At 72.6% G+C, this 21,759-nt stretch carries 20 protein-coding genes; 10 read left to right on the plus strand and 10 right to left on the minus strand.

Annotation, left to right across the window (positions count from 1 at the left end):
* Positions 1–19: 19 nt before the first annotated feature.
* Entirely contained in the window at positions 20–4,492 is a 4,473-nt protein-coding gene (locus tag AB0K10_RS07350) for an HAD-IC family P-type ATPase (RefSeq protein WP_363681416.1), read from the minus strand.
* Positions 4,493–4,654: 162 nt separating this feature from the next.
* On the opposite strand from AB0K10_RS07350, the gene AB0K10_RS07355 reads away from it, so the two are divergent.
* From AB0K10_RS07355 to AB0K10_RS07380, 6 genes are all read left to right on the plus strand, one after another.
* Positions 4,655–4,972, plus strand: coding sequence for a hypothetical protein (locus AB0K10_RS07355; protein WP_363680867.1), 318 nt, complete (start codon positions 4,655–4,657; stop codon positions 4,970–4,972).
* A 58-nt stretch (positions 4,973–5,030) separates the two neighbouring features.
* Positions 5,031–6,419 carry an MFS transporter gene (locus tag AB0K10_RS07360; protein ID WP_363680869.1) on the plus strand — a complete coding sequence of 463 codons (1,389 nt, stop codon included), beginning with the start codon at positions 5,031–5,033 and terminating at the stop codon, positions 6,417–6,419.
* 52 nt (positions 6,420–6,471) lie between these two features.
* Positions 6,472–7,125 (plus strand): GAP family protein, encoded by a 654-nt coding sequence (locus AB0K10_RS07365; protein ID WP_363680871.1) that lies wholly within the window; start codon positions 6,472–6,474, stop codon positions 7,123–7,125.
* A 64-nt stretch (positions 7,126–7,189) separates the two neighbouring features.
* Positions 7,190–7,969 (plus strand): NAD(P)H-binding protein, encoded by a 780-nt coding sequence (locus AB0K10_RS07370; RefSeq protein WP_363680873.1) that lies wholly within the window; start codon positions 7,190–7,192, stop codon positions 7,967–7,969.
* A gap of 37 nt (positions 7,970–8,006) precedes the next feature.
* Positions 8,007–8,201, plus strand: coding sequence for a hypothetical protein (locus tag AB0K10_RS07375; RefSeq protein WP_234584465.1), 195 nt, complete (start codon positions 8,007–8,009; stop codon positions 8,199–8,201).
* Between the two features lie 83 nt (positions 8,202–8,284).
* Entirely contained in the window at positions 8,285–8,833 is a 549-nt protein-coding gene (locus AB0K10_RS07380) for a YbaK/EbsC family protein (RefSeq protein WP_363681418.1), read from the plus strand.
* Positions 8,834–8,872: 39 nt separating this feature from the next.
* Here the strand turns inward: AB0K10_RS07380 and AB0K10_RS07385 are convergent, their stop codons facing one another.
* The 6 genes from AB0K10_RS07385 to AB0K10_RS07410 all read right to left on the minus strand — a co-directional run bounded on the left by AB0K10_RS07385 (position 8,873) and on the right by AB0K10_RS07410 (position 14,459).
* On the minus strand, positions 8,873–9,508 hold the full coding sequence (locus AB0K10_RS07385; RefSeq protein WP_363680875.1) for a DsbA family oxidoreductase: 636 nt from the start codon (positions 9,506–9,508) through the stop codon (positions 8,873–8,875).
* 20 nt (positions 9,509–9,528) lie between these two features.
* Positions 9,529–9,957, minus strand: coding sequence for a SufE family protein (locus AB0K10_RS07390; RefSeq protein ID WP_363680877.1), 429 nt, complete (start codon positions 9,955–9,957; stop codon positions 9,529–9,531).
* Between the two features lie 25 nt (positions 9,958–9,982).
* A complete protein-coding gene (locus AB0K10_RS07395) occupies positions 9,983–10,408 on the minus strand; it encodes a CBS domain-containing protein (protein WP_363680879.1) in 426 nt (141 codons plus the stop codon).
* Between the two features lie 56 nt (positions 10,409–10,464).
* Complete coding sequence (locus tag AB0K10_RS07400) at positions 10,465–12,234, minus strand: proline--tRNA ligase (RefSeq protein ID WP_363680881.1); 1,770 nt, start codon at positions 12,232–12,234, stop codon at positions 10,465–10,467.
* Positions 12,235–12,312: 78 nt separating this feature from the next.
* Positions 12,313–13,524, minus strand: coding sequence for a hypothetical protein (locus AB0K10_RS07405; protein ID WP_363681420.1), 1,212 nt, complete (start codon positions 13,522–13,524; stop codon positions 12,313–12,315).
* Positions 13,410–14,459, minus strand: a complete 1,050-nt coding sequence (locus AB0K10_RS07410; RefSeq protein ID WP_363680883.1) for a transporter substrate-binding domain-containing protein — start codon at positions 14,457–14,459, stop codon at positions 13,410–13,412. The genes AB0K10_RS07405 and AB0K10_RS07410 overlap by 115 nt, the downstream gene beginning before the upstream one ends.
* Positions 14,460–14,824: 365 nt before the next feature.
* Here AB0K10_RS07410 and AB0K10_RS07415 point away from each other — a divergent pair, with 365 nt between their 5' ends.
* The 4 genes from AB0K10_RS07415 (at position 14,825) to AB0K10_RS07430 (ending at position 19,297) form a co-directional block, all read left to right on the plus strand.
* Complete coding sequence (locus AB0K10_RS07415) at positions 14,825–15,592, plus strand: SGNH/GDSL hydrolase family protein (RefSeq protein WP_363680885.1); 768 nt, start codon at positions 14,825–14,827, stop codon at positions 15,590–15,592.
* 2 nt (positions 15,593–15,594) lie between these two features.
* Entirely contained in the window at positions 15,595–16,041 is a 447-nt protein-coding gene (locus AB0K10_RS07420; RefSeq protein ID WP_363680887.1) for a hypothetical protein, read from the plus strand.
* A gap of 128 nt (positions 16,042–16,169) precedes the next feature.
* A complete protein-coding gene (locus AB0K10_RS07425; protein ID WP_363680889.1) occupies positions 16,170–18,296 on the plus strand; it encodes a hypothetical protein in 2,127 nt (708 codons plus the stop codon).
* 98 nt (positions 18,297–18,394) lie between these two features.
* Positions 18,395–19,297, plus strand: coding sequence for a sulfurtransferase (locus AB0K10_RS07430; RefSeq protein ID WP_266247570.1), 903 nt, complete (start codon positions 18,395–18,397; stop codon positions 19,295–19,297).
* A 41-nt stretch (positions 19,298–19,338) separates the two neighbouring features.
* On the opposite strand, the gene AB0K10_RS07435 is transcribed toward AB0K10_RS07430, so the two are convergent.
* The 3 genes from AB0K10_RS07435 to AB0K10_RS07445 all read right to left on the minus strand — a co-directional run bounded on the left by AB0K10_RS07435 (position 19,339) and on the right by AB0K10_RS07445 (position 21,712).
* Positions 19,339–20,520, minus strand: a complete 1,182-nt coding sequence (locus AB0K10_RS07435; RefSeq protein ID WP_363680891.1) for a hypothetical protein — start codon at positions 20,518–20,520, stop codon at positions 19,339–19,341.
* On the minus strand, positions 20,517–21,062 hold the full coding sequence (locus AB0K10_RS07440; protein ID WP_363680893.1) for a SigE family RNA polymerase sigma factor: 546 nt from the start codon (positions 21,060–21,062) through the stop codon (positions 20,517–20,519). Before AB0K10_RS07440 ends, AB0K10_RS07435 begins: the two co-directional genes overlap by 4 nt.
* Before the next feature lie 68 nt (positions 21,063–21,130).
* Entirely contained in the window at positions 21,131–21,712 is a 582-nt protein-coding gene (locus tag AB0K10_RS07445) for a TetR family transcriptional regulator (RefSeq protein ID WP_363680895.1), read from the minus strand.
* Positions 21,713–21,759 lie beyond the last annotated feature (47 nt).

Genomic DNA, 21,759 nt, shown 5'->3' on the forward strand with positions numbered 1-21,759 from the left:
GTACCCCAGCCGGTCCCGCTCAAGCCTCAGCCCCGGAAGGGGTGGTCTCCTCGGGACTGGGCTGCGCGAGGTCTGGTCGCGCCGACGGGAGGTGTTCCACCAGTTTGGTGAGCGCCCCGTTGGCGAAGGTCGCGCCGAGCGCCGAACCGGCGCCGATCGTCCAGCCCACCGGGCCGAGCGGTGTGCAGCCGAAGAACTGACTCACCCCCGGCGTCTGCACCACCACGACCAGCACTCCCAGCGACGCCGCCGTGGACGCCAGCACGGCCGGGCTGGTGCCGCCGGCCAGGATGGTCTGGCCGAGCTGAGTGCCGACGAGCGAGACGAGGGCGACAGTTCCGGCCCGGCGCTGGCGTCCGGTGTACCGGGCCAACGTCCAGCCGACTGTCGCGCCCAGCGTGGTGGACGCCGCGCGGAGCCCGATCTCCCTGGTGAGGGTCTCGCCGAGCGATTGGTCGGGGCCCTCCCGGAGCAGCCCGTCGGTGCGGTCCGAGGCGGGTGGGCGGACGGCGATGGCCAACGCGGGCGCCAGGTCGGTGAGCAGGTTGACGAGCAGCAGTTGCCGGCCGGTGAGGGCGGAACGGCCGGTTACCGCGGCGGTGAGCACGCTGAACGCGATCTCGCCGAGGTTGCCGCCGACGAGGATGCTCAACGCGTGGCGGACCGACGACCACATCGCGCGGCCCTCGACCAGTGTGGCGATGATGGTCTCCAACCGGTCGTCGGTGACCACCAGGTCGGCGGCGGCCCGGGCCGCTGGCGTGCCGCGTTGACCGAGGGCGATGCCGACGTCGGCCAGCCGGATCGCCGGAGCGTCGTTGGCGCCGTCGCCGGTCATCGCCACGGTGCGCCCGCACTTCTGCAACGCCTGGATGATGCGCACCTTGTGCGCCGGGGTGCAGCGGGCCACCACGTCGGTGTGGGCCAGCCGTTCGGCGAGCGCGTCGTCGTCGAGTTGGTCGAGTTCGGTGGCGGTGACCACCCGCTGTTCGTCGTGCTCGCTGATGGTGGCGGCGATCGCCTCGGCCGTGGCCGGGTGGTCACCGGTGATCATGATGGTGTGGACGCCTGCCTGCCGGATCCGGCGTACCGCCGGGGCGGCGCTCTCCCGGACCCCGTCCGCGAGGGCCAGGAACCCCACGAAGGTCAACCCGCGGACGTCCGCGTCGGTGACCTGCGCGGCGTCCACCTGGCACTCCGCGACGGCCAGGATCCGGTGCCCCGCTCCGGCCCGGTCGGCCAGCAGGCGGTGCAGTTCCGCGCGGCCGGCGTCGTCGAGCGGCTCCTGCCGACCGTCCATACGCCGTGTCGCGCAGCGCGGCAGCACCGTCTCCGGGGCGCCCTTGACGCTCAGCAGCAGGCGACCCTCGGTCTCACCGATGCTCGCGTGATAGCCGCGGGACGGCTCGAACGGCAGCCCACCGGCCGCGCGCCAGCCGGCGGCGCCGGTCTGCTCCACCACCTGAGCCGTGGCGGCGCCCCGCCGGACCGCACGGTCGGTCTGCAACGCCAAATCCTCCGGCTTGGCCGCGGCGGGGGTGGCCCGCAGCGCCGTGGCGAGGGTCAACCGGAGCCGGTCGTCGAGCCGGTCCACCGGGGCGTACCGGTCGCCTACCCCGTCGCCGACCCCGGCGAGCAGCAACTGACCCTCGGTGAGGGTGCCGGTCTTGTCGAAGCAGAGCACGTCGACCCGGCCCAACGCCTCGATGGTGCGCGGGTTGCGGACCAACGCGCCGTGCTCGGCCAGCCGCCGGGCGGCAGCCAGCTGCGCGGCGCTGACGAGAAACGGCAGCCCCTCGGGCACCGACGCCACGGCGAGGTTCGCGGCGGTCGCCGCCGTCTCGGCCAGCGGTACGCCCCGCAGCAGCCCCGCGCCGGCCACCGCTATCGCCGACCCGGCGGCCAACGGGATGGCGGCGCTTGTCAACGAGCCGAGCCGGGCCTCCACTCCGCTGGTCGGGGGCGCCTGCTTCACCAGCGCCAGGCTGCGCCCGGACTCGGTGTCGACGCCGGTCGCCACCACGACGGCGGTTCCGTGGCCGGCGGCGACCGTGGTGCCCTCGTACAGCATGGAGTGCCGGTCGGCGATGGCCGCGGCGACGACAGCGCGGTTGCTCTTGGCGACCGGCAGCGACTCGCCGGTCAGCGACGACTCGTCCGCCTCCAACCCGACCGATTCGAGCACCCGGCAGTCCGCCGGCACCGAATCTCCCGGTTCGAGGGTGATGACGTCTCCGAGCACGAGGTCCTCGGCCGCGACGACCCGCTCGGCGCCGTCGCGGCGAACCCGGGCGGTCACCGCCGAACGGGACAGCAGCTCCGCCAGCGACCGTTCGGTGTTGCGTTCGTGCACCGCCCCGATCAGGGCCGACCCGCCGACGACGCTGCCCACCAACGCGGCGTCGACAAGTGAGCCGAACGACGCGGAGAGCACCGCCCCGGCGGCCAGTACGGGGGTGAGCGGGTTGGACAGCTCGTCCAGGAACGCCCGCAGCAGGCCACCACCGGCGGGTGTGTCGCCGCCGCCCGGCCCCTGACCGTCGTGTCGGCGGTGCGCCTCCGCGCTGGCCAGCCCGTCCGGCGTGGTGCCCAGGCGGTCGAGCACGGTCCGGACCGGCATCAGGTGCCAGGCGGTCGCCACCGGCGCCGGAGTGTCCGACCGGTCGGGCAACCGGCGGGCCTGCCAGACCCCGTTGGCGAAGGCCAACCCTGCCGCGCCGTTGACCGCGACGAGCGACCGGTGAGGCAGCTGGGTCGGTGGGGCGGTGAACGCGCCCAGCGCCCCGAGTCCGGTGCCCGCCATGGCGAGCTTGATGTTCTGCTGCGTCATCCGCCGGGCCGCCCCGGTCGCCTCGATGACCAGGGCCACCACCCGCAGGTCGGTGCCGACCAGCAGGTGCGCACCCCACGGGGGCAGCTCGTCCGGAGCGGACATGCCCAGCCCGCAGTCGGACGCGCCGAGCGCCGCCCGGTCCCCGGAGACCAGCATCACCACCGCCCCGTCGCGCTGCAACGCGCGTACGGAGTCGGCCAGGTGATCCCCGCCGGGCAGTAGCGCCTCGGCGAAGCCGTACCGCTGCTCGTCGCCGCCGGCCACGATCAGCTTCAGGCCGGCGTGCCGGGCGGCGGCCGGTAGGCCGTCGACACCCGGCGCGGGCTCGGGTTCGACCCGCAGCAGTGCCGCGAGTCGGTCGGAGTGGGTGAGCCCGAGCAACTGCCCGCCCGCCGCGCGCAGCCGCTCGCCGTCGGGTACGTCACCGGGACCGCCGGCCTGGAGGTGGTCCAGGGGTGCCAGCCGCCAGCCGTCCCGCTCCCGTGAACCGGTCGGGTCGGTCGGATCGAAAAGCGCGAACGCCTGATCCGCCACCTCGTCAATGTCCACCTCGGACGCCGGGGCCAGGTCGGCGAGGACGCCCCGCTCCGAGCCGAGCACCGCGGCGTCCAGCACCAGCGTGTCGATCCGGTCCAGCTCCCGCAGCACGCCACGGTCCATCGCGATCACCCCGCGCCGGGCGAGGACCCGGCCGAGCTGTGCCGCGTACCCCTCTCGTCCGCTGCCCGGGGCCTTGGGCAGCGCGGACAGGCCCAGCGCGGCGGCTCGCTTGCGCCCGGCGAACGGCGTCGCGGCCACCGCGGCCGCCGTGCCGGCGGCCAACATCCGGTTGATGTAGCGCTCGACCGGGCCGTCCGGCTTCGGGCGGGGACGGTCGACCGCCGGCCACCGCGCGGTGGCGCGCTCCGGGTCACCGGTCAGCCGGGGCTCGGCCTTCTCCCACGCGGTGAGTTGGGCCCGCGCCTCGCTCCACTGCACCATCCGTTGGGCGCCGTCGAGAACGATCCCCGTCCAACGGCCGGTCAGACCCTGCACCACAGCCTCGGCCAGCGGAAAGATGACGTCGGCGCGGGGGTCGGACCGCAGCCGCCGGCCCACGAACGCGTGCAGCTTCGGTTGCAGGTCACCGGCGGCCAGCAGGCCGGCGACCTCGCCGGGCAGCGGCGCGAACGGCAGGAGTCGGGTGGCCGCCGAGATGGTCAGGCCCAGCGCGTCCGAGGCGAGTGCGCCCAGGGTGCGCGGAGTGCGAGGCCCCTCCTCGGGCGGGTGCGGGGGCGGGATCTCCGGGTCCGGCTCGTGGTCGCAGGTCCGCTCGATCCGGTCGATTGCGGCGATGAGGTCCCGCAGTCTCGGCTCGGGCGCCTGTACGGCCACCACCACCCGGCCGGACGGGGCGTTCACCCGGGCCCAGGCCACCCCGGGCACCCGCTCCAACGCGGTCTCCACCTGCCGGGCCAACCGGTCGCCGCCGTCCTGACAGACGCCGTGCACCTCGATGTGGTGTCGGCCGGGGCGCGACCAGACGCGACGCCGGGTCAGCCCGGCCGTCTGAGCCAGCCGGGTCGCCGCGGACCCGACGGTCCGGGACGCCTCCCCGACCAGGTGCGGCACGCCGATGGACGGCAGCAGGCGGCCGACGACGCGACCCGCCGCCGTCATCGAGGCGTACGGCCGGACGGACGCCGACCCGACGTCCCGTTGTCGCTGCTGGTGCCGTCGGTCATCTCGTCCTCCCACCGCTTCACGTCCGGCGGCCTGGCTTCCCGACCTGGCGTCCGTTATGCCCCTTGGAGCGCCGGAACTTTGCCGGGTCGGCCGCGCATGGACGGGGTGGGCTGTGGAAACCGACGACCATCACCGGACACGGGGGAGGCCGGAATGAGCACCTTGACGCGACATCTCAACGGCGCACACGAGAACGTGCGGATGTATCGACGGCGGTTCGAACTGCCGATGCTGGGCGAGGTGGCGGTGCCACCACCGGACAAGATCGCCTACTACGCAGGGCTCGGTGTGCTGGCCGCGTTGCAGGTGATCGAATGGCCGCTCGCCCTGGTGATCACCGCCGGGCACGTCCTGGCGGACCAGCACCTGTCGGGACTGGTACGCGGCGTCGGGGAGGCGCTCCAGGAAGCCTGACGAGAGTCGGGTCACCACCTGTTGACATGAATGCGGGTTGAGGTCGCAGGCTCGGTGCATGTCGAGCCGAACCGCCACCCCCGTACCGGCCCCCGCGGGGCTGTTCGCACCCCGGCTGCGGGCGATGACTGTGGGCAGCGTCGCCCTGGTGTCGCTGCTGGCGTTCGAGGCGTTGGCGGTCGGGACTGCCATGCCGACAGTCGCGCGCAGCCTGGACGGTTTGGCGCTGTACGGCATCGCGTTCGGTGGCCCGTTCGCCGCCGGTGTGCTGGCCATGGTCGTTTCCGGGATCTGGTGTGACGCACGGGGACCCCGAGGACCGATGTGGCACGGCGTCGGGTGGTTCGTGGTCGGGCTGCTGATCGCCGGAACCGCGCCGGTGATGACCGCGCTGGTGGTCGGACGGGTCGTACAGGGGTTCGGCTCCGGGTTGCTGTCGGTGGCGCTCTACGTGATCGTCGGGCAGGCGTACCCGGAGGAGTTGCATCGGCGGATCTTCGCCGCGTTCGCGGCGGCGTGGGTCGTACCGTCGCTGGTCGGGCCGGCGCTCGCCGGCCTGATTGTCGAATACCTGGGCTGGCGTTGGGTTTTTCTCGTGGTGCCGGCGGTGGCCGTACCGGCGGTGTTGCTGATCCATCCGGGTCTGCGGTCGCTCGACCGGACCGTGCCGACCCGGCCGCCGGCCGGCGCGGTGGCCCGCATCGGCTGGGCCTGTGGGGCGGGCGTGAGCGCCGCACTGCTGCACATCGGGGGACAGCAGCGCGGCGCGGCGGCCCCGGCGGTGATCGCGGTCGCCCTGGCCGGCCTGCTGGTCTGCGCTCCGCGACTGCTGCCACCGGGGTTCCTGCGGGCGGCCCGCGGGCTGCCCACAGTTGTCGGTCTGCGCGGTCTGGCGTCGGCGGCGTTCGTCGGCGCGGAGGTGGTCATCCCGTTGATGCTCTCCCGGGAGCGGGGACTGTCGCCTACCGCGGCCGGCCTCGTTCTCACGGTAGGCGCGTTGGCCTGGTCGGTGGGCTCCTGGGCGCAGGGCCGTTTCGCGCAGCCGGGCTCCCGGGCCACCCTGCCCCGCGTCGGGTTGTGCTGCATCACGGCCGGCACCGCGACTGTGGCGCTGGTAGTGCGACCCGAGCTGCCGGTGGCCGTCGCCGTGCTGGGCTGGGCGGTGGCGGGGCTCGGCATGGGCCTGCTCTACCCGTCGTTGTCGGTGCTCACCCTGGAGCTGTCCGCGCCCGGCGAGCAGGGGCGCAACAGCTCGTCGCTGCAACTGGGCGACTCGCTCTTCGCGGCGACCGTGCTGGCGCTCACCGGTGCCGTCCTGGCAGCCGGGAGCGCGCCCGGCCCCGCCAGCTACGTGGCGACCCTGGTGGTGGCGGCCGGCCTGGCACTGCTCGGCGTGCTGCTGGCCGGCCGGGTGGTGGTGGACGGGACCCCACGGCCGGGTGGGTGATCCGCCGGGGATCCGCCGTGGCCGTGCGAGGTGGGCGCGAGGATGGCAGGCGATGAACTTCCTGACCGTCCTGCCGCTGGCCGTGGTGATGGTCGCCGGGACCCAACTGGTCGTGGCGGTCTTCCTCGCGTCGTCCGACCGGCCCCGGGCCGCGTCGCTGGGCTTCCTCGCCGGCGCCGGCCTGGTGGTCGCCGCCGGGGTGACAGTGAGCTGGTTGCTGACCCGGTTGCTGGGCGGGTTGGCGACCGACGCCAGCGAGGCCGCCAGCAGGATCGATCGTGGCCCGGCCATCGACCTGGTGGTGCTCGCGCTGCTGGTGAGCCTGGCCCTGGTGGTCTGGCTGCGCCGCAACCGGTCCGGGCCACCGCGCTGGTTGGGCAGTGTCAGCCACGCCGGTCCACGCTGGGCCGCGCGGACGGGGGCGCTCCTCTTCGTGGTGACACCCACCGACGACCTCACCATGGCGACGGTGGGCGCGACAGTGGCCCGACACAACCTCCCGTGGTGGCACCTGGTGCCGTTCGTGCTGCTCACCGTGCTCCTGCTCGCGGTGCCGTTGCTGGCGTTGGTGCTGCTCGGGGAGAAGGCGGCGCGTGTGCTGAGCCGGATGCGGGAGTGGGCCGAGGGACATTCCTGGATCGTCAACGAGATCGTGATCGCGTTCTTCGCGCTGCTGACCGTGCTGGACCTGATCCGTTCGGGGTGAGCCGTCACGTGTGCCGTCGCGCGGCCGTCATCAGCACGACGGGTCCGCGGAGGAGGAGGGGACGATGAGGGTTCTGGTCACCGGGGCTGGTGGTCGTCTGGGGAGCGACGTGCTGGCGCGGCTGCGCGACGACGGCATGCGTGTGCGGGCCAGCAGCCGCCGGCCGCGTACCGGCTCGGACGTGGAGTGGGTCGTGGTCGACCTGGCCACCGGGGACGGGCTGGTCGAGGCGGTGACCGGGGTGGACGCGGTGCTGCACCTGGCGTCCTCACCCCGGGGGCGTACCCACCAGGTGGACGTGCTGGGCACCCGTCGGCTGGTGGTGGCCGCCGCCACGGCCGGCGTCCCGCACCTGGTCTACATCTCGATCGTCGGGGTGGACCGGGTGCCGATCCCGTACTACAGGCACAAGCTGGCGGCCGAGCAGGTGGTCGCGGCCGGTCCGGTGCCGTGGTCGGTGCTGCGCGCCACCCAGTTTCCCCAGTTCCTCGACGATCTCTTGGCGACCAGCGCGCGGCTGGGTCCGGTGCTCGGTGACCGGGCGGTGCTCGCCCAGCCGGTCGACCCCGTCGAGGTGGCCGCCCGGCTCGCGGCCCGGCTGGCCGCCGGCCCGCTCGGTGGCATCGAGGAGTTCGGTGGGCCACAGGTGCTCCGCTTCGACGAGGCGGTCCGTGCCTGGCGGGAGGCGCGGGGGTCACGCCGACCGCTGCTGCCGGTACGGATTCCCGGCCGGCTCGGTCGTGAGCTACGCGCCGGTGGGTTGGTCACCGAGGCGCTGCCGCGCGGTACGCGTACCTGGGCCGACCACCTCGCGGACACGTACGGGGGAACCACGCGGAGATGAGAGGGACGCCGGTTCACGTTCGTCTTACGGTGACGCCATGTTCGTTGTCGTCACCACGGTGATCCTCTACGTCTTCGGTTTCGTCTTCCTCTACGGCGTGATCCGGCTGGGCGTCCGGCACGCGCTCGAGGACCTGGAACTTCAGCGGGCCCGGGCCCGGCGCGAGGAGGAACTGGCGGCCGCCCGCGACCGTTCCTTCCTGCGCGACAACGCGTTCCTCGCCGGCAGTTGAGCCGCGACGTGGAGGTGGTGTCACGAGACGGCCCGGGAGTCGGCGGGCGATCCGGCGGCGCGGGTGCGAGGATCGCACCCGTGATGGGAACGTTGAAGACCGAACCGGCCCGAGCCCGCCTGGATCTGCTCGCCGCCCCGGTGGCGGAGGCGATCGCCCAGTGGCCCGCCGACGCGCCGGTGGACGTCGACGACGTGTTGGTCGCGCCGATCGACGCCGATCTCGCCGACACGGCGGCGTTCTGTACGGCGTACGAGGTGGGGCTGGACGTGTCGGCCAACTGTGTCGTGGTGGCCGGGAAGCGCGAGGGTGTGGTCCGCTACGCGGCCTGCATCGTGTTGGCCACCACCCGCGCCGACGTGAACGGTGTGGCCCGACGGGCACTGGACGTGCGCAAGGCGAGCTTCGCTCCGATGGACGACGCGGTCGAGTTGACGGGCATGGAGTACGGCGGCATCACCCCGATCGGGCTGCCGGCCCAGTGGCCGATCCTCGTGGACGCGCGGGTGATCGCCACCCCGCACGTGATCATCGGGTCGGGCGTACGGCACAGCAAGATCGCGCTGCCGGGGCCGGCGCTGGGCGCCCTGCCGGGTGCGCAGGTGGTGGAGGGCCTGGCCAGGCCTGCCTGACCAGGCACCGACATCGATACCGTTGCACGTGAAACATCGCTAGCGCGCTGCGGCCTCCCGCTGCTCGACCTCGGCCAGCGCGGCGAGGAGCGTCTCCGTCTCCTGAGCGCCGCTCACCGCGTACTTCCCGGCCAGCACGAAGGTCGGTACGCCCGTGATGCCCAGGTCGCGGGCGGCGGCCAACTCGGCGGCGAGTTCGGCGGTCCGCTCGCCGGAGTCGAGGAACCGACGGGCGTCGGCGGCGTCCAGACCGATCCCGACGGCGACGGTGGCCAGCGCCTCCCGCGAGCCGAGGTCGAGGCCCTCGGTGAAGTGCGCCTGGTACAGCGCCTCCACCATCTCGGCTGCGCGACCGTGCTCGGCGGCGTAGGCGACCAGGCGGTGCGCGTCGAAGGTGTTCGCGGCCACCGCGCGGTCGTAGTCCAGCCGAAGCCCGTCACCCGCCGCAGCCTGGACCACCCGCGCGATCATCTGCCGGGCACGCTCCGGCCCGCCGAACTTCTCCGCCAGCGCGTCGATGACCGGGCGGGGCGCCGGCACCGGCGACGGGTCGAGCTGGAACGGCCGGTACCGGACGGTCACCTCGCCGTCGTAGCGGGCGATTGCCTCATCCAGTCGTCGCTTGCCGAGGTAGCACCACGGGCAGACGACGTCGGCGTAGATCTCGATCTCCATGATCGGTGGCAACTGCCCGCTCAGTCGAGTTGTTCCCGGACCTGCCGCTTGAGCCGGCCCAGGATCGCTGTGCCGCCGCGTACCCGCAGCGGGCTGATCGCCTGGGCCAGGCCCATCCGCTGGTAGAGGTCGTCCGGCACGGCCAGCACCTCCTCGGCGCTCGCGCCGGCCAGACCCTCGGCGAGGATCCCGGCGAACGCCCGGGTGGTGGGCGCCTCCGGCGGGCAGTCGAAGAGGGTCTCGACGGTCCCGTCCGCTGCCACCTGGGCGCGCAGGAAGAACGCTGTCTGGCACTCGGGCACCTGCTCCATGCCCTCGTGCCCGGCAGCGTCGGCGGGCAGCGGCGGGATGACGTCGGCGTACTCCAGCAGCATCTCCAGCACCAGGTCGCGTGGCGCGGCAGCGAACTCGTCGACGATCTCGGCCAGTCGGGCCGGCATGTCAGCCATGAGTCGAGGCTACCGCCGGCCGTTCCTAGACCGTCGGCGACTGTTCGCTGATCTCGCTCAACGCGCTGGTGGGGTCGAGCTGCATGGCCAGGTCGCCGAGCGAGACGATCCCCACCAGCTTGCGGTCGCTGTCGCAGACCAGCACCCGACGGATGCCCCGGTCCCGCATGAGCGCCGCGGCCTCACCCGCCGTGCAGTGCTGCTCGATCATGACCACCTCGCGGGTGACGATCGAGCCGATGGTGGTGGACGCCGGTGAGCTGTTCTCGGCCACCGCCCGCACCACGATGTCCCGGTCGGTGAGCATGCCGGCGAGGGTGGCGCCGTCGGTGACCACCACGTCGCCGATGTCCGCCTCCTTCATCACCCTGGCCGCTTCGTCCAGGGTGGTCTCGGCCGACAGGTACACCACCTGCTTGGTCATCACGTCGCTGACCCGGTAACCGGTCATGAGATCCTCCGAAGACGTATCACCCGATCCGACTGCACTACCCCGTGACGCGGCGGCTACACCAGGTTCCCACGCTCCCGGCGTGCGTCGTCGACAATCCGCTCCACCACGGCGTCCACCGGCAGCTCCGCGCGCCCGTCGCCGGCCCGCTCGCGCAACTCCACGTACCCGTCGGCCAGTCGGCGGCCGACCACGACGGTGCGCGGGATGCCGATCAGCTCCGCGTCGGTGAACTTCACCCCGGCCGAGACGTGCGTCCGGTCGTCGACAAGCACCCGCAGGCCGGCGGCGGCCAGGCGTCCGCCGAGGTCCAGCGCCGCGTGCAGCTGCGGGCCCTTGCCGGCGACCACCAGGTGTACGTCGCACGGCGCGACCGCCGCCGGCCAGACGAGTCCCCGCTCGTCGTGGTGCTGCTCGGCGATGGCCGCGACCGCCCGGGAGATCCCGATGCCGTAGCAACCCATTGTGGGCCGGACCGGCTTGCCGGCCGGCCCGAGCACGTCGACAGCGAACGCGTCGGTGTAGCGGCGACCGAGCTGGAAGATGTGCCCGATCTCGATGCCTCGCCGGATGGTCAGCTCGCCGTCGCCGCAGTCGGGGCACCTGTCGCCGGCCCGCACCTCGGCCGCCTCCACCGTGCCGTCGGGCGTGAAGTCCCGTCCGCAGACCACCCCCGTCGCGTGCCGACCCGGCTCGTTGGCCCCGGTCAGCCACGCCGAGCCGGTCACCACCCGGGGATCGACGAGGTAGCGGATACCAAGCTTGCCGAGCACCTGCGGTCCGATGTACCCGCGCACCAGCTCCGGATGCCCGGCCCACTCGTCGAAGACGGCCACCTGGGCCGGCTCCAACGCGGCCGTGAGGCGCTTCAGGTCGACCTCCCGGTCACCGGGCAGCCCGATCACCAGGAGCTCGGCCCGCTCGGCGCCCGGCTGACGAACGGTCAGCACCACGTTCTTCAGCGTGTCGGCGGCGCTCCAGTCGGCCCGGTCGCCGAGGCGGCGGGCGTTCGCCACCTCGACCAGACTGGCGATCGTCGCGGTCTCCGGCGTGTCGTGCACCTCGGCCGGAGGTGCGGTGGTGGGGTCGCCGGCGGCGGGTGCCCGGGTGACGACAGCCTCGGTGTTGGCCGCGTAGTCACACGCGGTGCAACCGACGTACGTGTCCTCACCGACCGGGGTCGCGGCCAGGAACTCCTCCGAGGCCGAGCCGCCCATCGCACCGGACATCGCGTGCACCACAGTGTGGTCCAGGCCCAGCCGGTCGAAGATCCGCTGGTACGCCGCCCGGTGCCGGGCGTACGCGTCCCGCAGCCCCGCCTCGTCCAGGTCGAAGGAGTACGCGTCCTTCATCAGAAACTCGCGGCCGCGCAGCAGGCCGGCCCGGGGCCGCGCCTCGTCGCGGAACTTCGTCTGCACCTGGAACAGCGTCACCGGAAAATCCCGGTACGAGGTGAACAGGTCCTTGACCAGCAGCGCCGCCATCTCCTCGTGGGTGGGCGCCAACAGGTGCTCGGCGCCGCGCCGATCGGCGAGGGTGAAGAGGAGGTCGCCGTACTCCGTCCACCGGCCACTGGTCCGGTACGGCTCGGCGGGCAGCAGCGCCGGGAAGTGCACCTCCTGGTCGCCGATCGCGATCAGCTCGGCACGTACCACCTCGGTGATCCGGTCCAGCACCAGCTTGCCCAGCGGCAGCCACGTGTAGCCGCCCGGCGCGGCGCGACGGATGTAACCGGCGCGCAGCAGCAGCCGATGGCTCGGCACCTCCGCGTCGGCCGGATCCTCGCGCAGGGTCCGCAGCAACAGGGTCGACATGCGTAGCAGCATTCGCGCAGATTAGTACCGCGAGTCCCGACTCCACGATCCAATTCGGCCGCGTTGCCCGACGGCAGGTTGCCGCTGGAGTCACCTGACGCCGGGGAGGCGGCCCTCGCAGCGGACGTCCGGGTCGACCACCGGCCGCCGGGGCATCATCCAGTTCAGCGCGGTCTCCTCCACCGGCCAGCCACGCACCGACACCAGGCTGTACGGAACCGCCGCCGGCTGTGGGCAGAGGACCTGCGACTCGACCCACCCGTTGGGCAGGAACCGTACGGTGGCGGTCCGGTCCAGCACGATCGTCGACGTGTCGGTCACCGCGATGAGCGCGCCGAGCACCACCTGCCTGCCGTCGGCGGCCGACGGGCGGCCGTCCGGGTTTGCCGCGCCGCCGTTCCTCGGACCGGGCGAGGCCTCGGCCGTGCCTCCCGACGAGCGCGAGGCCGGGCCGCCCGGGGCTGGCGAGGCTGAGGCTTGCGGGGCCGTCGCGGTCGGTTCCTTCGGCACCACCTCGACGGCGGCGGTGGGCAGCAGCGGCACCCGGAGGAAGACCGCGCCCATCACCACCGGGAGCACGGCGGCGACAGTGAACGCCAGGCCGTGGGTAAGCGTCGGGGCGATCCAGCCGGGGATCGGGCCGGTGAGCAGCAGGGTGGCGGCGGGCGGCACCGCCAGCAGCGCGGCGGTGGCCAGCTCGTCATTCCGGTACGCCGCCCAGATGGCCGGGCCCAGCACGGTGTACGCCAGGACCGCCGCCGCCAGCGGCAGGGCCACGCTGACCACCAGGACCCGGGTCGGTTGGTCGGGGTGCAGGTAGCGGGTGCGCAGCGCCAGCAGCCAGAGGCCGAGCATGAGCAGCGACGGCAGGAAGCGGAGCTGCCAGGTGAGCGCCCCCAACGCGACGGCTGCGGTGATCACCCAGCCCGGGGTGCGTGCTGTCCCGGAGGCCAGTAGGGACCGTTCCGGGTCGAACCGGTCCGGAGCGCTGAGCCGGAGCAGTCGACCGAGGACGCCGAAGGTGAGCACGACCACGGGGAACGCCCACACCAGGGCGATCAGCAGGGCGCTGAGCAGGCCGAGTGGGCTGACGTACTGGACCAGCAGCAGCATCGTGGACATGTCCTGTTGGCTGAGCTGCCACAGCCGCAGCACCAGGAGCAGGACGGGGAAGGTGGGGAGGAGGGTCAGCAGCCACTGCTGCGCCTGCCGCGCCCCCGCCATCCGGCGCGGGCGGACGGCCTTGTCGGAGATGGTGGTGATCCGGGGTACGCCGGAGGTGGCAGCGCGATCCTCTCCCACGGCCACTGTCGCACCTCCACCTTCCTCGGATCGGGTTGCTGCTGCTCCGCGACCGGCTGCGGGAGGTTGTACCCCTGCTGCCAGCGCAGGTTGGCGTTGTACGCGTTCTCCCAGGTCGAGTTGTTCTCGTCCTTCGCCGACTCGTAGAGGGCGAGGTCGACCAGGTCACGCAGCGCCTTGTTGGGGCCGGTGTTGACACCCCACCGCTCCCGCGGGGATGAGCCGATGTCCCAGTGCTTGAGTGGCTTCACGTTCTTCAGCGTGACCGGGAAGCGTTGACCGTCGGTGCCCTCTCGGTCCCCGGTGACGAAGCCGGCGAGGATCGCCGCGTCGGTGGTGACGGCTTTCACCTTGCCGTCGTGCATCTCCTGGATGCACTCGCTGATCCGGTTGCGGCCCACCGGCTTCGCGCCGGCCTCACCGAGTCGCTGGATCGACGTCGAGGTGGTGAGCGAGCAGACCGTCTGCCCGGTCAGATCCTCCAGGCTGCTCACCTGGCCGGCGTAGCTCTCCAAGGTCACCACCGACTGCTCGGTGTGCAGGTACGACGCGGAGAAGACGGCACCTTCCTCCTCGCGCTTCGCGTTGATGCTGTACGAGGCGATGACCAGGTCGACCGTGACGAAGCCGTCATTGTCCCGGGCCTGCCGGCGGGCCCGGTCCTCGCTCTCGATCGGCAGGAACCGCACCTGGGAGTGGTCGAACCCGAGGTACCCCGCGATCATGTACGCGATGTCGACGTCGAAGCCCTTCCAGGTGTTGTTCGGGAGGTGCAGCGAGATGCCGGGCTGGTCGTCCTTCACGCCGATGACGAGCTGCTGTTTGCCCTTGAGGCCGGCGTCCTCCAGCAGTTCGTCGCGGGTCGGCGGGCCCATCGCGAGGACGATCGGGACGAGGGCGGCGGCCAGGACGGCCAGCGCGACGACGAGCCCCACGAGCCGGATCTGACGGGTCCGTGGGTTGCGCGGCGATGTGGGCATCGCTGGGGCCGGCCCGGCGGGGCTCGGCTCGCTTGCCTGACTCAACTGGGCCCTCCCCACAGCGCGGTCCGGTGACCGGCCCCCATTGTGGGGCCTGAATGCGAGCCACGACACTCCGCCACCAGCCGGATAGACGACTGATGCCGCGGTGATCCACGCGAGTTCACCGAAACTGCGGTGTCCGAGGCGAAGTGATACCGCGATTTCGGCGATCTCGTGTCGATCAAGTGCGATCCGCCACGTCGGCGGATCGGGGCGTCGTCCGGCGTACCGCCGGTGGAAGACTGGTCGCCGCAGGCAACGGGTGAGGGGGGCGCGGGGTGCGCTGGCGCAGTTTTGTCGCGGTCGGGGACAGCTTCACCGAGGGTATGGACGACGCGTACCCGGACGGCACCTACCGGGGCTGGGCGGATCTGGTGGCGACCCGCCTCGCCGCCGAGGCCGGCCCCGACTTCCGGTACGCGAACCTGGCCATCCGGGGGCGGCTCTTCCCCAGCGTGGTGGCCGAGCAGGTGCCCTCCGCGGTGGCCATGCGGCCCGATCTGATCAGCTTCGCGGCCGGCGGCAACGACGTGCTGCGGCGCAGTTTCGACCCGGACACGTTGGTGTCCCGCTTCGACGAGGTCGTCCGGCAGCTGCGCTCGGGCGGCGCGGACGTGCTGCTGTTCCGATTCGCGGACGTGATGGCACGACTGCCCGGTCAACGTCTCGTGGCTCCCCGCGTGGAACTGCTCAACCAGGCGGTCGGTGAGACCGCCGAGCGCCACGGCGCGATCCTGGTCGACCTGTACGCCGACGACACCTTCCTTAACCCGATGCTCTGGAGCACCGACCGGCTGCACCTCTCCCCGGCCGGGCACCGGCGGGTCGCCGGGCAGGTGCTGAACGCGCTCGGCGTGGGCTGCGACGAGGAGTGGCTGATGGTCCCGCCGCATCCGGCGCCGTCACCGTGGCTCGCCGCCCGCGCGTCTGACCTGCGCTGGGCCGGCCAGCACCTGGCCCCCTGGATCAGGCGGCGGCTCACCGGTCGGTCGTCCGGTGACACGGTGACCGCGAAGCGCCCGCTGCTCGGGCCGATCACCGACTGAGCGTGCTCACCCTGCACAGCGCGCCGCTGCTCCGGCGTACCCCCGACGGCGAACCGGTGCCGGGCCAGGCTGTGCTGGTCGGCGGCGACCGGGTCGAGGCGGTGGGTCCGCTCGCCGAGCTGAGCGAGAAGTACGCGGGGGTGCGGGTACGCCGATGGCAGGGCGTGCTGGGTCCGGGCCTGCTGCACGACGGCCCGCTGCCGACTGCGCCCACCCCTCGCGAGCGGGTGCACGCGTTGCTGCGGCACGGGGTGACGGCGGTGCTGGCCGAGCACCTGGCCGACCCGTCGCTGCGGGCCGCCGTCGACCGGAGCGACCTGCTGGTGCTGCCCACCGCCGTGGCGCCGACGCTGCGTCCGGACGGGCGGGCCGACCTCGCGGTGCACGACGTCGAAGGCGCCTGCCTGGTGACCGTGGTAGCCGGGCGGATCGTCCACCGCCGCACCTGAACAGGTCGGGCCAGCTCCACGGTGGACCGTTTCGTCTAATCGGGGTCGCCCGATGTCGGCCGGCCCCGATAGCATCCGCTGCCCCCGCTGATCGGAAGGCGGGGACATCGGGGAAAGGTGGATGGGGGATGACCCTCATGCCCAGCACGACGACATCCGCAAGACCGGTCCGAGCGCTGCTGGCCACAGCGCTGTCCATGACTGTTGCCGGCGGGATGCTCACGCTCACGGCCACGCCGGCAGCGGCCTACGACATGCGGTACGAGAAGAACAACTCGTGGGCCTACACGGACGCGCACCGGCCCACGAAGATCACCATCGACCAGGCCGGCGACGTGCCGGTCGGGTCCTGGAAGGACGACCGGGGGCGCAAGCACACCGCCCGCGCCTACTTCACGTTCGACATCTCCCGCTACCGGGGAGCGGAGATCGAGTCGGCCGTCTTCTCCGTCAAGGAGACCTCGGTCGTCGACTGCACCAAGCGGCCGGGGGTGGAGCTGTGGCGCACCGCGGCCTACAGCGCCACGTCGAGTTGGGCGAAGCCGCCGGCGGAGGTGGCGAAGCTGGACACGGCCACGCTGCCGGCCGGCGCCGGCTGCCCCGCGCCGTACGTGGAGTGGAACGCGGTCGAAGGGCTGCGGCAGGCGGTTGCCGAGGGCGCCTCGACGCTCACCCTGGCGCTCCGGTTGCCGGCCGGGGCGGAGGCCGATCCCGCGTTGGGTCGCCGCTACGCCAGTGTGGCGGGCATCTCCATCGACTACAACCACCGGCCGGGCGTGCCGACCGAGCAGCAGACCTCCGGGACGCCGTGCACGACTGCGGAGCCGTACCAGTTCGAGCGGGGCGGTGACCTGGCGCTCTCCGCGATCCTGCACGACCAGGACGAGAACAGCGGTGGTGGCACCGACCTGCTGACGACCACCTTCGCGCTCTGGCCCGTCGACGAGCCGTCGGCCCGGGTCGAGCGGACCGGAAACGGTAGGGACGGCGAGCGGGCCAGCGTCATCTTCAACCGCGACACCCTCACGCACGACCGCGTGTACGCCTGGCAGGTGCGGGCGGCGGACAGCCGGGCCACCGGCGGGTGGAGCGGCCTCTGCTACTTCCGTACCGACTTCCAGGGCCCGGCGACCGCGCCGATCGTCTCCTCCACCGACTTCCCCGCCGACGGGACCTGGCATCCGGCGCTGCCCGGCCAGTTCACCTTCGACGCCGGTGCGGCGGCGGACGCGATCGCCTTCCGGTACCGGCTCGACGGAGGACTCGAGACGACGGTGTCGGCGGACCGGCCCGGCGGCACGGCCACTGTCACCATCACCCCGAACGCCGGGCCCAGGAGCCTCACCGTGGTGAGCGTGGACGCGGCCGGAAACCGGTCACCTGAGGCACGGTACGAATTCCGGGCCAGCGACGTCGCGCCGATCGTCACCGGCAGACTCACCGAGGTCGGCGTACCGACCACGTTCACAGTCGCGCCGCAGATGCCCGGGGTGGTCCGCTACCGCTTCAGCCTGGACGGCGACCCGGAGCAGACGGTGCAGGCCGAGGCCGACGGCACCGCCACGTTCACCGTCACCGCTACCCGGGCCGGCAGCCGCACCCTCTCGGTTACCAGCGTGACCGCCGACGGTGTGACCGCGACGGCGACGCGCAACTTCCAACTGACCACGGCACCGAAGATCTCGGCGACGGTCTACCAGCAGGGTGCCACCAGTGGCGGCCAGGGCGTTCCCGGGGTCTTCACCTTCACTCCGCGCCAGTCCGACGTGGTCAGCTACCGCTACCGCTTCGGCACGGTGACCAGCACCGTGGCTGCGGCGGCCGACGGCACCGCCTCGGTGACGTGGGCGCCGACGAAGGCGGGTTTGACTCCGCTCACCGTCTGGAGTGTCGACCGGGACGGCACCCAGTCGGACTCGGCGAACTTCACCTTCGTCGTCCGTGACCTGCTGCCGAGCGTCCAGGGGCTGCTCTACGGCCCGAGCGAGCCGCTGGGCGGCCCGGGCCAGGCCGGCGACTTCCTGATCAGCTCGAAGGTGCCCGGTACGACGGAGTTCCGGTACCGCTTCGACGACGGCCCGGAGCAGGTGATCGGTGCCGACATCAACGGCGGTGCAGTCGTCACCTGGACCCCGGAGCAGGCCGGCACGCACACCCTGATGGTCCGCACCGTCCTCGCGGACGGGACGGTGTCGCAGGAGCGCGCGTACACCTTCCTCGTCGCCGAAGCCGCCGAGGCCGAGTCGGCGAGGTAACCGAACGACGTCCACGGTCCGGCCCACCATCCCGTGCGGGTGGTGGGCCGGGCCTGTTACAGCGGTCGCGGGCGGCGATCCGGCGTACCTTGGGGATCATGTCTGTGCCGAACGATCCTGATCCCCGCCTCCAGGCGTACGCCGACCCGCAGCGCTTGGTCACCACCGAGTGGTTGGCCCAGCACCTGGGCGACGAGGGCCTCGTCGTGGTCGAGTCCGACGAGGACGTCCTGCTCTACGAATCCGGTCACATCCCCGGCGCCGTCAAGGTCGACTGGCACCTCGATCTGAACGACCAGGTCACCCGGGACTACCTCGATGCGACGAGCTTCGCCGAGATGTGCGCCGCGAAGGGCATCGGTCGGGGCGACACGGTGGTCTTCTACGGCGACAACTTCAACTGGTGGGCCGCGTACGCCCTCTGGGTGTTCTCGCTCTTCGGCCACGCGGACGTGCGGCTGCTCGACGGCGGCCGGCAGAAGTGGATCGCCGAGGGGCGCGAGGTGACCCGCGACAAGCCGGCCCGGCCCCGCGCGGACTACCCGGTGCCGCTGCGCGACGACGCGCCGCTGCGGGCGTTCCGCGAGCAGGTGATGGCGCACATCGCCGTCGGACGGCCGCTTGTCGACGTCCGGTCCCCGGGCGAGTACACGGGCGAGATGCTGCACATGCCCGACTACCCGCAGGAGGGCGCGCTGCGCGGCGGGCACATCCCGGGTGCGGTCAGCAAGCCGTGGAAGTCCGCGGCGAACGAGGACGGCACGTTCAAGTCCGCCGACGAGCTGAAGGCCATCTACGCCGACCAGCTCGGGCTGAGCCCAGACGACGACGTGATCGCGTACTGCCGGATCGGTGAGCGGTCCAGCCACACCTGGTTCGTGCTGCGGCACCTGCTCGGCTACCCGCAGGTGCGCAACTACGACGGCTCGTGGACGGAGTGGGGCAACCTGGTCCGGGCACCCGTGGTCAAGGGTGACCAGCCCGGCGGCATCGCCGCCTGACAGGTCTCCGGAAGCTGGCCGGCTGAGCATTCGACACCCCCTCAGCCGGCCAGCACCAGCACGCCGCGCAGATCACGGATCATTCCGGTGATCTCGCCGCTCTCCGGGTCCCAGCGGGCCAGGGCGGCCGGTTCCAGGCGGAGCAGCACGTTGCCCTTGTTGTCCCAGCCCAACACCGGGCAGCAGCCCTTGGCGCGATCCCGACCCAGGTCGAGCAGGTGGGTCACCGCGCCGGTACGGGAGTCCAGCACGGCCACCCCCTCGGCGCCGTCGATCTCGTTGTTGGTGATCCACGCCGCTGTCGCCATCCGGCCGCCGTGCAGCCAGCCCCGGCCGTAGAACTCGTTGACCTCGTACGGCGAGGGCAGCGCGTCGTCGGTGATCCGCTGTTCGGAGCGGATCGTGGCCTCGCGCGCGGAGCGGCTCCGCAGCGCCAGGCTGCCCCGCTCGCCGACCGTTTCGATCAGCGCTGCCTCGCGGCCGGCCTCCGGGTCGGGTGTGACCACGTTCCAGGCCGACACGTCGATGGTGCCCGCCGCCTCGGTGTCGCGCTCCACCGCGTACGTCCGGTTGTCGCCGCCGACCAGCACCCGATCGTGCGCCCACACCACCAGCTCCAGGTAGCCGTCGAGCGGAACCCGGCGTACGCCCGCAGTGGTGAGGTCGATCATGATCAGCTCGTTGGTCTGTGCGAAGGCCGCCCAGCGACCGTCCGGGGACAACACTCCCGGCTTCACAGCGGTCGCCTCGTTGCCGTCGGCGTCCCGGGTGGGCGCCAGCGTCACCACGTCGAGGCTGCGGACGACGCCGTCGTCGCCGAGGATCCGGATCGGCCCGTCCGCGCGGTTCTCCTCGTCCACCGGCTGGAAGAGCGCCAGCGCCCGCTGGACCGGTCGCTCGGACAGTCGCACGGTCGCCGGGCCGGTCAGCCGATTCAGCGGATCGGGGGGAAAGGTCAGCTCGGCGGGCGGGCGCTGCACCGGACCGGCGTGCGAGGGCGCGACCGTCGGCGCCACCGTGTGATGCAGGGGCGGACTGGGTGAAGGCCGGCGGACGGCCACCGTGGCACCGCCGACCAGCACCACGGCCAGGACGGCCGCGCCGACCGCCCGCCGGGTACGCCGGGTGCGCCGCGCCCGGTCCCAACCGGCTGTCGCGGGCCTGCTGGGCAGCACGTCCTCCACACTGACGGCGAAGAGGTGGCGTAGATCCTGCTCGTTCACCGGTTCACCTCCAGGCCGGTGGTCGGGTCGCCGGAGCGGGCCGGTGGGCCGTCGCCGGTGAGATCGGGGGCCACCTCGCGGAGCCGACGCAGCGCCATGTGGCACTGGCTCTTCACGGTGCCGACGGTCACCCCGAGCGCCTCCGCCGTGGCGACCTCGGTCAGGTCTTCGTAGTAGCGCAGCACCAGGACGGCCCGCTGCCGGGGCGGCAGCAGCCCCAACGCGTCGTGCAGCGTCAGCCGCAGGGCGCCGTCACGGTCGGGGGCCACCTGCTCCGGCGGCGCGGCGCTGAGCCACTCCCGTCGTCGCCGACGCCACCACGACACCGCGTCCCGATAGAGGATGGTCCGTACGTAGGCGGCGGGATCGCCGTCGCGGACGGAGGTCCAGCGCAGCGCCAACTTCAGCAGGGCGTCCTGGAGGAGGTCCTCGGCCTGGTGCCGGTTGCCGCAGATCAGGAAGGCCGCGCGCAGGAGCCGGTGCTGGTTGCTCTCCACGAAGGCGAGGTAGCCGTCGCGGCCTTCGTTCGCCGTCGATCCCATCCGCACCCCTTCCGGCCGTCGCGGTGCGCGTCACTCGACAGACGCACGGGCAGGGGTAAAAGGTTGGGTCAGGTCTGCGGCAGCCCGGTCAGGTAGCGCTGGAGGGTCGGTGCGGTCCAGGAGACCAGCTCCTCCGGGGTCATGTCCACCATCGGTGGGAGCCGGACGATGTAGCGGGTGAGGGCGAGGCCCAGGATCTGGCTGGCCACCAGGCCGGCACGTCGGGCGGTCAGCGCAGGGTCGGTGCCGAACGTGGCCACGGCCGAGGTGAGCTGGTCGGCGAAGATGCCGCGCATGCGCTCGGTGGCGCCCGGATTTGTGCTGGCGGCCCGCAGCAGCGCCACGAGCGTCTCGTCGCCCTCCCACCGGGCGAGGAAGTGCCGAACCAGGACCTCGCCGAGTTGCTCGGACGACACGGCGGTCAGGTCGGGCAGGCGGAGGTCGAACTCGGCCGCCGCCGCGAACAGGCCCTCCTTGCTGCCGTAGTACCGCATGACCATCGACGGGTCGATCCGGGCGTCGGCGGCGATGGCCCGGATCGTGGCGCGCTCGTAGCCGTCGGCGGCGAACCGCTCGCGGGCGGCGCGCAGGATCGCCGCGCGGGTGGCGTCCGAGCGGCGGGGGTGGGCCGGGTGGGTGGACGCGGTCATGTCAACGACCGTATGCCAACGGCTGTTGACACACAACGACTGCGGTC

The organism is Micromonospora sp. NPDC049274, from assembly GCF_040678875.1.
In the GTDB taxonomy this organism is placed as follows: Bacteria; Actinomycetota; Actinomycetes; order Mycobacteriales; family Micromonosporaceae; genus Micromonospora.